The sequence below is a fragment of the Chitinophaga sp. genome, from assembly GCF_019236475.1.
GTDB lineage: Bacteria > Bacteroidota > Bacteroidia > Chitinophagales > Chitinophagaceae > Chitinophaga.
In genome coordinates this window covers 213,919-227,506 of the sequence record NZ_JAFAIX010000002.1, presented here as the reverse complement: position 1 = coordinate 227,506, position 13,588 = coordinate 213,919, and the positions used below count along the sequence as shown (strand labels likewise).

At 44.9% G+C, this 13,588-nt stretch carries 11 protein-coding genes; 9 read left to right on the top strand and 2 right to left on the bottom strand.

The window, feature by feature from the left end; all coding sequences use genetic code 11:
* Position 1: 1 nt before the first annotated feature.
* The gene (locus tag JO154_RS01420; protein WP_291941211.1) at positions 2–982 is read right to left on the bottom strand and encodes a FecR family protein; all 981 of its coding nucleotides are present in this window, start codon (positions 980–982) and stop codon (positions 2–4) included.
* 53 nt (positions 983–1,035) lie between these two features.
* Positions 1,036–1,587 carry an RNA polymerase sigma-70 factor gene (locus JO154_RS01415; protein WP_291941210.1) on the bottom strand — a complete coding sequence of 184 codons (552 nt, stop codon included), beginning with the start codon at positions 1,585–1,587 and terminating at the stop codon, positions 1,036–1,038.
* A gap of 224 nt (positions 1,588–1,811) precedes the next feature.
* Here JO154_RS01415 and JO154_RS01410 point away from each other — a divergent pair, with 224 nt between their 5' ends.
* The 9 genes from JO154_RS01410 to JO154_RS01370 all read left to right on the top strand — a co-directional run bounded on the left by JO154_RS01410 (position 1,812) and on the right by JO154_RS01370 (position 13,499).
* On the top strand, positions 1,812–4,220 hold the full coding sequence (locus tag JO154_RS01410) for a glycoside hydrolase family 3 N-terminal domain-containing protein (protein WP_291941209.1): 2,409 nt from the start codon (positions 1,812–1,814) through the stop codon (positions 4,218–4,220).
* A gap of 102 nt (positions 4,221–4,322) precedes the next feature.
* Positions 4,323–5,735 carry a hypothetical protein gene (locus tag JO154_RS01405; RefSeq protein ID WP_291941208.1) on the top strand — a complete coding sequence of 471 codons (1,413 nt, stop codon included), beginning with the start codon at positions 4,323–4,325 and terminating at the stop codon, positions 5,733–5,735.
* 50 nt (positions 5,736–5,785) lie between these two features.
* The gene (locus JO154_RS01400; protein ID WP_291941207.1) at positions 5,786–7,180 is read left to right on the top strand and encodes a hypothetical protein; all 1,395 of its coding nucleotides are present in this window, start codon (positions 5,786–5,788) and stop codon (positions 7,178–7,180) included.
* Between the two features lie 24 nt (positions 7,181–7,204).
* On the top strand, positions 7,205–8,623 hold the full coding sequence (locus tag JO154_RS01395) for a hypothetical protein (RefSeq protein ID WP_291941205.1): 1,419 nt from the start codon (positions 7,205–7,207) through the stop codon (positions 8,621–8,623).
* A gap of 24 nt (positions 8,624–8,647) precedes the next feature.
* Positions 8,648–8,809, top strand: coding sequence for a hypothetical protein (locus JO154_RS01390; protein WP_291941204.1), 162 nt, complete (start codon positions 8,648–8,650; stop codon positions 8,807–8,809).
* A 105-nt stretch (positions 8,810–8,914) separates the two neighbouring features.
* On the top strand, positions 8,915–10,399 hold the full coding sequence (locus JO154_RS01385; RefSeq protein WP_291941202.1) for a hypothetical protein: 1,485 nt from the start codon (positions 8,915–8,917) through the stop codon (positions 10,397–10,399).
* Positions 10,400–10,426: 27 nt separating this feature from the next.
* On the top strand, positions 10,427–11,785 hold the full coding sequence (locus tag JO154_RS01380; RefSeq protein ID WP_291941201.1) for an acyl-CoA dehydrogenase family protein: 1,359 nt from the start codon (positions 10,427–10,429) through the stop codon (positions 11,783–11,785).
* A 91-nt stretch (positions 11,786–11,876) separates the two neighbouring features.
* Positions 11,877–12,632, top strand: a complete 756-nt coding sequence (locus JO154_RS01375; protein ID WP_291941200.1) for an SGNH/GDSL hydrolase family protein — start codon at positions 11,877–11,879, stop codon at positions 12,630–12,632.
* Positions 12,633–12,650: 18 nt separating this feature from the next.
* Positions 12,651–13,499, top strand: coding sequence for an alpha/beta hydrolase (locus JO154_RS01370; RefSeq protein ID WP_291941198.1), 849 nt, complete (start codon positions 12,651–12,653; stop codon positions 13,497–13,499).
* Positions 13,500–13,588 lie beyond the last annotated feature (89 nt).

Here is a 13,588-nt window from a genome sequence, read left to right as displayed (position 1 = left end):
TTTATTGGCTGATGACAATTGTATCGCCTTCCTGCCTGTATTTAAAGCCCAGCAATAGTTGTAGTTCATGTAATGCAACATCACAGGATTGGCCCCGGAAGCTGATGGTTGCTTTTTGTTTTGCAGCTACATTCCGGTAACTTTCGTCAATCCTGATTTCTTTGCCGTAAAAGTCGGCTAATTGTGGCACAATATCAACTAAAGTCTGATCATTAAATTGTAATGTTCCAGTTTTCCAGGCTAAGAAGTTTGGATTATCATTGTCGATAGCAGAAATGGATCCGTTTTTAATGATTCCTTTTCGGCCACTGGTAAGGATTACGCCTTCTTCATCTCCATTTTTGCTCAGTTTCACTTTACCTTCTGTTACCACTACGATGGTAGAGGAGTCGGAGGTTTCTACCACGAAGGAAGTACCCAGTACTTCCACCACGGCATTGTCGGGTGTTTTAACGAGGAAGGGACGGGATGCGTCTGTGGTAATTTCGAAATAGGCTTCTCCTAAGAGGTTTACCACGCGTTTATTCCCTTCGTAGTTGTCTGAATATTTCAGGCTAGAACCCGGGCGCAGTGTTACTTTGGACTGATCGTCCAATTGCAGTGCGCGAATTTTGCCATCGTTGGCAGCGAGTTCTTTCAGGCCATGCGGGTGGGATGGGGATTCCATCATCCACCAGGCAGCGCCAGCGAGTAATACAAGGATCGCTGCAGCGGCAGCGAATTTCCAACGCATAGGGCGTATACGAGCATTTGCCTGGTGTGTACCAGGATGAATTGCTCCCTCTACTTTGGCCCAGGCCGCGCTGGTGTTGTATTCCCTTTTTAAAGGCGCTATGTTACTGTCTTTCCAGATTTTCGCAAGTTGCTCAAACTCTCTCTGATGATCCTTATCCTCTAACCATTTGCTCAGCTCCAGGTCTTCATCAGGGGTAATCTGACCGGACAGTTTTTTAGTGATCAATTCATAATTAGTAGGTTCCATAAACTACAGTGTACTCTATCTTTAAAACGTCAGGGATACCCTTTCCCCTCTATTTAGTTTTTAATAAAATTTACCAGGAGCAGTAAGCAAACTGGTAAACCGTAGTCTGCCAGGTACTTACGTAAGATTTTTAAAGCCCTTCCCATGTAATTTTCGACTGTTTTTGCGGAAAGACCTAGTTCATTTGCCGCCTGTTGATGGGTCATTCCCTGGACCCGACAACGCGTAAATACCTCCCGGCATTGAGGCGGTAAGTTCTCAATAGCCTCGTAAATTAACTTTTCGTAGTGCGGTTTGGCTTCCCTTTTTTCCTGTTCGGATGGTTCTTCACTGATATCTGCTAGTTGCTCAAACCCTTTCTGGTGCGACTGTTCCACCTGCTGCTTACGGAGCGCAGAAATGGAATTATTCCGTACCGCCCTATATAGATATGGCTTTATATTGGGAATACCTATCAAATCCTGATGCCGCTGCCATAACCGGATAAACGTCTCCTGCACAACATCTTCTGCTGCTGCATCGTCGTTCAGGAAGGTGAAAGCATAGTTACATAACTCCCCGTATAACGATTCAAAAAGGTCCTTATATGCTTGATAAGAAGGCATTGTAATCATTTAACCTTCACAGATGTTTTGATGATGAATAGCGCTAATGTAGTCTTTTTATATATAAATTTAATCCCATTTTCAATTATTAATGTACTGGAGGGCAACTGCTTAGCTTTTTTCCGTATCTCACTTTTTCCCTTTGCTTTTCAGATTATAATTTTATCTTGGTGGCGTTTTGCAATCCATTGCATGACTTTTAAGCGTTAAATAAATATCAGCAAATGAAGCTCAGGATTACTGCAACCGGGTTGCTGACTGTCCTGGCGGTGCAATATGCTACCGCTCAGAAACAGCAGCCCATCTATCGGAATGGCTGGATTGATTTCAACAAGAATGGCAAGAAGGATATCTTCGAAGATCCTACCCGCACAGTGGATGAACGGATCAAGGACTTGCTGTCTCAAATGACATTGGACGAAAAGACTTGCCAAATGGCTACCCTGTACGGCTATGGAAGAGTATTGAAAGATGAAATGCCAACGCCAGAATGGAAAAACAAAGTTTGGAAAGATGGTATCGCCAATATTGATGAGGAACTGAACAGTGTTGCCAACAACAAAAAAGCACAGACGAAATATTCCTTCCCTTACAATCGCCATGCTGCGGCTATTAATACCGTACAACGCTGGTTCATTGAAGAAACCAGGTTGGGGATCCCGGTGGATTTTACCAATGAGGGTATCCATGGCCTGAACCACGACCGTGCTACGCCTTTACCTGCGCCAATCGGTATAGGTAGTACCTGGAATCGTTCCCTAGTATTGCAGGCCGGACAAATTGCTGGTAGAGAGGCTAAACTGCTCGGCTATACGAACGTATATGCGCCCATTTTAGACCCTGCCCGCGATCCCCGCTGGGGCCGCGTGGTGGAATGCTATGGAGAAGATCCTTTCCTCATCGCTGAACTGGGTAAAGAAATGGTGAACGGTATTCAGTCGCAAGGCGTGGCATCTACCCTGAAACACTTCGCTGTATATAGTATTCCCAAAGGAGGACGTGATGGGAATGCCCGCACGGATCCACATGTGGCGCCACGGGAAATGCATCAGTTGTACCTGTATCCTTTCCGTCGGGTGATCCAGGAAGCAAAGCCAATGGGGGTGATGAGCAGTTATAACGACTGGGACGGAGAACCCGTAACAGGTAGCTATTACTTCTTGACCCAATTGCTCCGTAAAGAATTTGGATTTGATGGTTATGTAGTATCCGATAGTGAGGCGGTAGAATATATTTACTCCAAACACCATGTAGCAGTTGATTATAAAGATGCGGTACGTCAGTCGGTGGAAGCTGGTCTGAACGTTAGAACCAACTTCACTCCACCAGAAGATTTCATCATGCCATTGAGAGAGCTGGTGAAAGAAGGCAGCGTGTCCATGAAAACAATCGACAGTCGCGTAGCGGATGTATTGCGAGTGAAATTCAAACTGGGATTGTTTGATCATCCATATGTGGATGAGAAGTTGGCCGACAAAGGAGTACACACTGCGGCGGATGATACTTTTGCGTTACAGATCAATCGCGAGTCCCTGGTACTGCTGAAGAATGAAAAAAATACCTTGCCACTAAGCAGAGCTGCGGTGCATAAAATCCTGGTAACAGGTCCTTTGGCAACTGCTGAAAGTCACGCTAATAGTCGCTATGGTCCTTCCAATAACCCGGTGATCAATGTGCTCGAAGGTATTCGTAAACTGGCTGGCAACGGTATCAATGTTACCTATGCCAAAGGTTGCGATGTGGTAAATCCAGGTTGGCCTGGCACTGAAATCGTACCAACGCCGTTAAGTCAAGCTGAACAAGATAGTATAGCCGATGCCGTTAGTAAAGCGAAAGATGCGGATGTGATTATTGCAGTGGTAGGAGAAGATGATAAAAGAGTAGGGGAAAGCCTTTCCCGTACTAGTTTGGACCTCCCTGGCCGTCAGTTGCAACTGTTACAAGCGCTTCACGCTACCGGTAAACCGGTGATTGCGGTGCTGATCAACGGTCAGCCATTGACGATTAACTGGGAAGCGCAGAACCTGCCTGCTATCCTGGAGGCATGGTTTCCTGGCCCATTAGGCGGTATCGCTGTGGGAGAAGCCCTCTTCGGTGATTATAACCCAGGTGGTAAACTGACTGTAACTTTCCCTAAATCAACGGGTCAGATAGAACTGAACTTTCCATATAAGCCTGGTTCACACGCGGATCAGCCTTCCAGTGGCAATAACGGTTACGGACGTACGAGCGTAAATGGCCCACTGTTTCCTTTTGGCTACGGTCTGAGCTATACAACATTCTCCTACGGAAATCTGTCCATCACTCCTGAGCAAAACCGCCAGCAGGGCGATTTTAAGGTAAGCGTTGATGTAACTAATACGGGCAAACGTACCGGTGATGAGGTAGTACAATTATATATGCACGATAAAGTGAGCAGCGTAACTACTTATGTTTGGCAGTTGCGTGGTTTCGAAAGAGTGACCCTGAAGCCAGGTGAAACCAAAACTCTTCACTTCACACTGCATCCAGATGATCTGGCCTTACTAGATAAGGATATGAATTGGACTGTGGAGCCCGGTGAATTTGAAATTGCGGTAGGCAGCAATTCCGAAGATCTCAAGCTGAAAAAGACCATTACCGTTACCAGGTAATATTATCCATATCCTACAAAAACGCCCCGGGATGGTCTTCCCGGGGTTATTTTTTTTAAAGTAGTCTTGGATGTTTAGCTTTGCCCCATTGTTTCTTAACTTATGATTAAACGCTATATCTTAATTGGACTGCTTGGCATATTGACCGCCTGTCACCAACCACCCCAGCAACAAACGACATCCGATGCGGACGTGTCTGCCTATAAAAATTATATCAAAACGCTATCTTACCTCCATACTCCTCATTTTTACGGGGAAGAAATGCCTGTAGTGGAAAGCGGTTTTGCTATTGAAGATGCACATTACAAATTCGATGAACTGCGTGCTGCTAGGGTACGGACGGCCGATAGCACTGTTGTGATCTTTTATTTTGGTAAGAAAAAAGATGCTTACAGCTATTGGATGACTTCTTTTGATAGTACTGGAAAAGTGATAAATAAGGTCGACATCGGCATACGGGACCTCCAGGATCAAACGTCGAAATATGTGACGAAAGCCTTGATGGAAAACGATTCTATCCTGGAATATCGCTCTTATTACGATCAGGGCTATGATAACATTATGCATGCCACTTATAATGCTTCCCAAATAAAGCTACTGGCTATACGGCCAGGAGGAAAGCTGGTCTGGAAGGAAGTAAAGAAAGAAACTTTCCCAGAATTTATAAACGCTATACCTGCGTTATCCTTGCCAGTGGCCTATGATAGCACTCCCGTTGGAAAAAACTTTGCGCTAGCACATAGAGGAAATTCCTGGTTTGATTATGGAAAGTTATTGTTGTTTGATTATCCTGTAGCATATAAAATTGGGAAGATAGCCGTCCCTGGAAGATCACAGGCAGTTTTACTAATAGTGGCAGATTTAACGCTCGCTGATGGTGGTGAAATTGCCTACAGTCCCTCTCTAATATTGGTTACTTATGATGCAAACGGTCGGGAAGCCGACAGATTACGCGTATGTGGAGATAATGGTACCGAGGAAAGTGAAGATACGCTCTCCTATTTTCGTATAGCCACAGACGGTACCGTTTCCTTCCAGGAGAGTGGACAGGATAGGAGTTTCCCTTCCGATATTGGTGCCAGAGACCAATCTCGTAAAGTAGGAGTAACCTGGGATAATAACGGTAGTCTTACCACTACCTATACGGATCAGGTGATAAGGTTCCAGGACTTTGACCCTACTAAGCTTGTAGCGCAAGGCAGTGCCAATACGTTAATTCAGGAACCGGGATTCCTAGCGGAGTTGGATGGATGGGATATGGCGCTGATGTTTTATAATTTCCGCAAGGGTCATGAACAATCTTTCCATTTACTGACGGTCAATAAGGAAGGAAAAGTACTAGGGGACCTGGAGCTGGTGAATACCCTCAAATCGCTCCATTTTGAGCTACCTAAAAAAATACCACCACCAAATATTGATCACACTATCTGGAAAAACCTTACAGGTCCTGTGCGAGTTATATTAGGTAATAAGGCATTTAGCATTGCCGCCGATGGTAGTATCACTCCTCAATAACCCCATTTTTGTATATATCTTTACAACACACTATTTATATCCTAACCTTCATGAATAAACGCTATTTGATGGTTGCCCTTATTGGTATCATGGCTGCCTGTAAGGATCAACCTAAGCAACAGGGAAACCCTGTGGATGCAGTCGCTTTTAAGAATTTCGTACAATCATTACCGTATGTTCAAACCCCGTTGGCCCATCCCGAATTTATGTCCTTGGTAAAAGAGATGCATACTATTGAGGATACCGCTACCCAATATGATGATCTCCGAGCAGGGCGTATTCGTACTACCGATGACGTTATCGTTGTATTCTATTATGGAGAGCAAAAGAAAAACGGGCATTTTTGGGTAACGAGCTATAGTGCTGATGGCCATAAACTGGAACAGACCGAGGTGGGAGAGAAAATAGATGAAGATGGTACTTCGAAATATGTAAATAGGGTAGTGATGGAGAATGATTCTATCATTGAATTCCGAAAATATTATTCCGCCACAGAAGAAAGTTATAACGCCTTTCACCCCGATCAACCCTCTGAAATACGCTTCCTCGCTGTGAGGCCCGGTGGCAAACTGATATGGAAAAAAGCGGAAAAAGAATCTTTCCAGAGATACCTGTCTAATTTCGAAAAGTTATCATTGCCATTGAATTACGAGGACACGCCGGAGACCACACCTTTTCAACAGGCCTATAGGGGCGGATCTTGGCTGGATTATGGCGGACTCTTGTCTACCACATTTCCTAAAGCGGCTAAATTGGGGAAATTGGAAATTCCTGGGAACCCCACCATGGTACTAGTAAAAGTCTCCGATATGGATACCGGCGGCGACCTGGAATCTTATGGTCCCTCCTTGATGTTAGTGGCATATAATCCGCAAGGAATTGAAACAGATAGAGTGGAGGTGACTGGATCTTACTCTACGGAAGGGTTTGAGTCTTCTTCTACTAAATTTAATATGGAACAAGACGGCAGCTTTAGTTTCCTGAAGTCCTCCAGCATGGGGCAATACGGTGATGGCTATTCGGCTGTGGATGAAGAACGAATGGCAAAATTTACGATCAGTCCAGCAGGTCGCTTTATCAAGAATTATGCAGACATAAAATATGTCGTGAAAGATTTTGATCCCACCAGATCAGAAAATGTGCAGGATACAACACAGAGCGATTTCCTGGGTAGACTGGAAGATTGGAAAATGGCTTTATTTATACATACCTATCAGGAAAAAGCGGGTAAACTGGTAAGACTGATCACTACTGACCCATCTGGGCACATTCTCGGCTCAACCACCCTGTTGAATACCCTGGGTAACGAGGTGAAAGCACCTACTGCTATCACCGATGATTATTTGCATTATGCAGAGAATGGTAGTATTACAGGAACCGTTACTGTAGCCATTGATGGGAAAACATATGTGGTTGCCAAGGATGGTAGTATTACGCCACAATAAATCAACTTATTTGCACTAACTGTTATGAATAAACGTTATTTATTGATCCTTTTGGCTGCTATGTTGGCATCTTGTCATCCAAAAACGGAAAAGAAGGAGAAGGCCACTGTAGATATAACTTCCTTTACCGCCTTCGTGCAGTCTTTGGAGTTAGTAAAAATACCATATACCTATAAGTCCTCGCTTGACCCCATTATTGCCCTCCATACCATAGAGGACTCATTGACCATATATGATCAACTGTGGGCTGGCAGATTAAAGACCAACAACAATGTAGTAAGCGTATTTTATTATGGGGTACGAAACGGGCATACTAATTATTGGGTGACCACTTATGCGGGGGATGGCTCGAAACTGGATCAGGTACAAATAGGAGAAGTGATAAATGAGCATGGACAAATGGGACACTACGCTACCAAAGTGGTGATGGAAAATGATTCCATTATCGAATTCCGGAAATATTTTGTCGAGTATACAGGTAATTTTTTTAAAAGTGGCCCTGAAAAACCTTCGGAAATACATTTCTTCGCAGTCCAACCTGATGGCAAACTGTTGCCAAAAAATGTGGTGAAAGAATCTTTTCAGACGTATCTAGCCGCATTCCAACAATTAACCTTGCCGTTGCGCTATGCATCGACCACCGAACAGAAAAATTTTTATCAATTGCTGCGAGGATCTTCTTGGTTTGATTTCGGTGGACTTTTTCAATCCAATTTCCCATCGCTGTATATGGTAGGAAAGATAGAGGTTCCTGAGAAGCAGCCGATGGTATTGTTAAAAGTAGAGGATTTGGATGGAGGGGAAGACGCGGATGCCTTTGGTCCTGCCATGGTACTCATTGCGTATACCCCACAAGGAAAGGAGACAGATAGAATGGAAGTAACAGGAAATTACGCGGGTGAAAGTTACCAGTTCGCCACCCATCAATTTAACATGGACACAGACGGGAGTATCAGTATGATGGAAACCACCAGCCTACTGGACAGCATTGATGGATATACTGCTATTCACGATGAAAGAGCAGTGAAATGTATATTAAGTCCGACAGGGCATTTTACCAGGACCTATACCGCCGTGAAAATGGAAGTGCAAGATTTTGATCCTGCTAAATTGCGCAGTTTTAAGGAAGGCGCCACTACATATGATGATCTCGATTACCTGGGATCATTGGAAGACTGGAATCTTACGGTGTTGCTGCATACCTCCGTGGAAAAGACTGGCAAAGTAATTAGGCTGATTACTGCCAGCAACAGTGGTGGCGTTCGGGGAGCTGTGGTGTTGAGTAATACTACCAGAAATGAAGGGGTGAAAGCACTGGAATCTATAGGTAATGATTATGTAGGACGGCAGGAGTTAAAAGGTACGATTAACGGGCCTGTTACCGTTACCATTGGCGGTAAAACCTATCTGGTGGCTAAAGATGGCAGCATCACTGTACAATAATTTTCAAATTTTTATACCCTTACGTTGGATAATACCTTCACCAATGCAGACGTAAAACTCCCGACATCTATCGATAAAGTCTATACGGAGTACGAAAGTTTTGGTACCATATCAGGCACTGTTACACTAACGATTGCGGATAAAACTTATGTGATAGCGAAAGACGGATCCATTACTGCACAATAATCGCAGTAGTAAATCGTTGACCAACCACCTGCCGGATATTCTGTTGCAGGTGGTTGCTTTTTAGGGAATTATATTATCTTGCCTCGCAAATCATCCCGAGAATCCATGAAAACACTGGTAAATATTACTGCTGCATTGCTCATTTTCGCAGTAGCAGGATGCCAGAACAATGGCAATACCAATACAGATGCCGATACCGCCAGGGTTACGATTAAAAGTATTCCGGGCTTCACCGGACTGGTCGATTCATTACCTATGGTAGATCGTACCGATGCTGACGAGAAACTGAAAGATATCAGTGGTAGCAGTTTTATACCTGCTCCCAACGGTCACAAGTTTGAGAAAGTCTTAGCGGGTATTTTTGTCAGGAAAAACAACTACGTAGCCATTGTATTTAAATGCTATACCAACGTTAACAAGAATTGGTATAGGCAGATACTAGGCACTTTTGATCACAAAGGTAAAATGATAGCCACCGAGGAAATCGGGATGAATGCCGTATCAGAAAGCAAAACAGAGCACTCCTATACCCGTATGGAACCATTTTTTGAAAATGATTCCATCATCGAATTACGTACCCAATGGTATGTCTATTCCACCAATCACGAATCAGAACCAAAGAGCAAAGGCAAACTGAAGCTGATAAAAATAGATGCCAAAGGAGAAATCTCCCATGTGCCACAAGAGGATATCAGTTTTCAGGAATACCTGCGTCGGTTTCCAGAAGTGAAGGTGCCACTGGTACTGGATAAAGCTCCAGATAATAGCAAGCTGAAACCTGTATCCGTACTCACGCCTTTCTTCAATTTTGAACAACATATTTTCGCAGATACCCTACAATTTTACCATTACGGTAAAATACTGTTGCCCGGTAAAATGCCGATGCTGTTATATACTACAGACGAAATGGAACAGGGCGAAGGTGTCATCGCTCCTGGTTATACCCTGGTAGTATACACGCCGGAAGGGAAGGAAACCGACCGCAAAATGTTGTTGGGCAGAGAAGATGCCGAAGGATATTATACCCAGGCAGAAAATGCGTCTATTGCTGCAGATGGTACCATCCACCTGAAGGAAACTATCGCGGAGCCAATATTTTATAATATGGATCAGCAAGACGACTGGCGCTTTATCTGGGACCTTACACTACGCCAGGATGCAGATGGAGAACTCCAGGAAACGCGCAATCACCTGGAAATTGCAAGCCGCTTCTTTGATGCGAAGTCCATGAAGAATCTGCTGACATCTATTCTTCCAGATGAGTCTAGGGAAGAACATTCTTTTGAAGGTACTTCTTGGATTCCCTTTCCACATCCCGTAGCTATTGCAGTACATATCTTCCACCGCAATAACGAACGCCTGGCGGAAGTGGTGCTGGCCAATCAAAACCTGGATATCACCGATCGATATGTTATTTACAGCAACCTGAAAAATACTTCCTACGCAGGTACGATGCCTACCCATCTTACTTTTGAAGAGGATGGAGAACATCAGCCTAAAGAGGAAAGAAACTTTACCGGAACTACCACTATTAAAATCAATGATAAGGTCCTGAAGATTACCCAGGATGGAAAATTTACGGGTAAATAATTCGTAAATTCATCCAAAACGGAAATTATGCCTGGAACCTTCTCTAAGCTAAGAAATGCCTATCATCTCTTTAAGAGCATTGATTTTAAAATGTTGGCCCGGCTCTCCGAAAAGGTGGATCTGCCGAAAGTAATGGAGTCCGTAGCAAAGATGGATGAAACCCAACTGAACGGATTAATGAAAATGCTGACCTCTCATGGCAGCAAAAAGAAGGTTCCCCCAGTAGAAGGCGATTTTTACAACATTTCCGCCCGCCTGAATGCAGAAGACCGTGCACTCCAACTGAAAGTCCGCGCCTTTATGGAGAAGGAAATCCAGCCAATCGTAAATGAATACTGGCTGAAAGCGGAATTCCCTTTTGAAATCATACCCAAGTTCCGGGAACTCAATATCTGCGGTGTCACCTACGATGGCTATGGCTGCCCTAACCGCTCATATCTCATGGAAGGCATTATCGCCATGGAAATGGCGCGTGTAGATGCCAGTATTGCTACCTTCTTTGGTGTACAAAGCGGCTTGGCAATGGGGTCGATTTATATGCTGGGTTCACAGGCACAAAAAGATGAATGGCTCCCACGCATGCAGCAACTGGAAACCATCGGCGCTTTTGGACTTACGGAGCCGGAAGTAGGCTCTGGTACCGCTGGCGGACTAACCACCACGGCCAAACGAACAGGGGATACCTGGGTACTCAATGGCCAGAAAAAATGGATTGGCAACGCTACTTTCGCGGATGTAATTGTAATCTGGGCCCGTGATGTGGACGATAACCAAGTGAAAGGGTTCCTGCTGCGAAAAGGCACTCCCGGATTCTCCGTAGAAAAAATGCACGATAAGATGGCCCTCCGCATTGTGCAGAATGGCCTTATAACGCTGAAAGACGTACGTATTGAAGAAAGCGACCGCCTGCAACATGCTTCCAGTTTCCGAGATACTGCCCGCGTACTCCGGCAGACCAGGGCCAGTGTGGCTTGGGAGGCTGTTGGCTGCGCTCGGGGCGCCTACGAAAATGCCCTGGCTTATACCAATAATAGAGAACAATTTGGAAAACCGATTGCCTCTTTCCAATTGATACAAGGCCACCTGGTGGAAATGCTCTCCAACCTCACCGCAATGCAAACGATGGTTTTCCGCCTCTCCGAAATCCAGGATGAAGGGGGATTAAAAGATGAACACGCTTCTCTTGCGAAGGTGTTTTGTACATTGCGTACTCGCGACATTGTAGGCCGTGCGAGGGAAGTAATGGGCGGCAACGGCATACTCCTGCAATATAATGTGGCCAGGTTTGTAGCGGATGCAGAAGCTATCTATTCCTACGAGGGTACCAAAGAAATCAACTCCCTTATTGTAGGTCGCGCGATTACCGGCCATAGCGCGTTTGTCTAGTTACAAATCATTCCTGAAAAAAATTTAAAAGATCAAATGTCATTTTTATATTTTTAGATGTTCCACTATCTAAAAAAGCTAAAATAACGTTATGAACACATCGAACCGCCGTAGTTTCCTGAGAAACGTTTCCCTGGGAAGCCTCGCTGCGATCAGTCTGCCACAGATTGTGGCTGCCGCCACTACAGGGCCTAAACCCGCTAAAATCCAACTAAAAAAAGATGATATCATCCTCTTTCAGGGCGATTCTATTACGGATGTAGGCCGAAAAAGAGATGCGCCAGGCCCCAATAACGGCAGCGCACTGGGAGGAGGCTATGCCTTCCTCGCCGCCTCTGAAATGCTCTGGCAACACCCAGATAAAAACCTAAATATCTACAACCGCGGTATCAGCGGAAATAAAGTATATCAACTGGCCGAACGCTGGGATGCAGATTGCCTAGATCTCAAACCGAATGTGCTCAGTATCCTCATCGGAGTGAATGACTATTGGCATACCCTCTCCGGTAAATACGATGGTACTTCCAAAGTTTATCGGGATGATTATGATAAACTCCTGGATCGTACCCGTCAGAAATACCCGGACATCCAACTCATCCTCGGTGAGCCTTTTGCTATAAAAGGAGTGAAGGCAGTGGATGACAACTGGTACCCGACTTTCAATGAGTACAGAACTGCTGCCAAAGCAATGGCAGAGAAATACAAGGCTACTTTTATTCCTTACCAGGCTATCTTTGATAAGGCTATCCAATCAGCGCCAGCGGCTTATTGGACCGGCGACGGCGTTCATCCTTCTGTGGCTGGAGCGCGACTCATGGCACAAGCTTGGTTGGAATGCGTTAAATAATTAAATCATCCTTTACATATGAAAAAATGGATGCTCTTATGCTTTTTGATGGGTTCTGGTTTTAATATGATGGCACAGCAGATAAAGACAATCCCTCTCTGGCCCGGCAATGCGCCGGGAGAAACTAGTAAAGCGGCTTATAAAATGTCGGCAGACTCCAGTCGGAGTGTACTGCGTATCGCAGAGGTGACGGACCCTTTTATTTCCGTATACCCGGCGCCGTTACACGGACGCAAGGACGTGGCAGTCGTAGTTTGCCCCGGAGGAGGATACAATATCCTAGCCATTAATCTGGAAGGAACAGAAATAGCGAAGTGGTTTAACAGTCTCGGCTATACGGCGTTTGTACTTCACTACCGTGTACCTAATAAAGAACTAGGCGCATTACAAGATGTGCAACGGGCTTTGCGTATAGTGAAAAGTCGGGCTGCGGAGTTTGGTTATAATGCAGATAAGGTAGGTCTGTTAGGCTTTTCAGCCGGCGGTTCTCTGAGTGCCCGTGCTAGTACACTTTACCATGAACAACAGTATACGCCAGTTGATAAAGCGGATAGTGTTAGTTGCAAGCCGGCATTTGCCATGTTGATCTATCCGGCTTACTTGGATAAAGGGGACAATCGTACACTCACACCGGAGCTGAAAGCGGATGCTGCCACGCCTCCTATGTTTCTCTTTGCTACCGCAGATGATCCGTATGGCAACAGTGCCTTGGTGATGGCGGGTGCACTGAGAGATGCCAAAGTTCCAGTAGAATTACATTTTTACAATAAAGGTGGACATGGTTATGGGCTAAGGCCCGGCAATCCTGCCGCCAATGTATGGCCCGGTCTCGCTCAAACCTGGCTAAGACAATTCGATACAAAATAGCAAAAAGCCGCCCAATCCAAATGGGCGGCTTTTCTTATAATGTAATCCCAATAGGCCATATCTGCTTATCAATGAAATGTTTGTAAATT

Coding starts and splice junctions, on each gene's coding strand:
- JO154_RS01405 (WP_291941208.1), top strand. CDS start 4,323: ATGATTAAACGCTATATCTTAATTGGACTGCTTGGCATATTGACCGCC.
- JO154_RS01370 (WP_291941198.1), top strand. CDS start 12,651: ATGAAAAAATGGATGCTCTTATGCTTTTTGATGGGTTCTGGTTTTAAT.
- JO154_RS01385 (WP_291941202.1), top strand. CDS start 8,915: ATGAAAACACTGGTAAATATTACTGCTGCATTGCTCATTTTCGCAGTA.
- JO154_RS01380 (WP_291941201.1), top strand. CDS start 10,427: ATGCCTGGAACCTTCTCTAAGCTAAGAAATGCCTATCATCTCTTTAAG.
- JO154_RS01410 (WP_291941209.1), top strand. CDS start 1,812: ATGAAGCTCAGGATTACTGCAACCGGGTTGCTGACTGTCCTGGCGGTG.
- JO154_RS01400 (WP_291941207.1), top strand. CDS start 5,786: ATGAATAAACGCTATTTGATGGTTGCCCTTATTGGTATCATGGCTGCC.
- JO154_RS01375 (WP_291941200.1), top strand. CDS start 11,877: ATGAACACATCGAACCGCCGTAGTTTCCTGAGAAACGTTTCCCTGGGA.
- JO154_RS01415 (WP_291941210.1), bottom strand. CDS start 1,587: ATGCCTTCTTATCAAGCATATAAGGACCTTTTTGAATCGTTATACGGG.
- JO154_RS01395 (WP_291941205.1), top strand. CDS start 7,205: ATGAATAAACGTTATTTATTGATCCTTTTGGCTGCTATGTTGGCATCT.
- JO154_RS01420 (WP_291941211.1), bottom strand. CDS start 982: ATGGAACCTACTAATTATGAATTGATCACTAAAAAACTGTCCGGTCAG.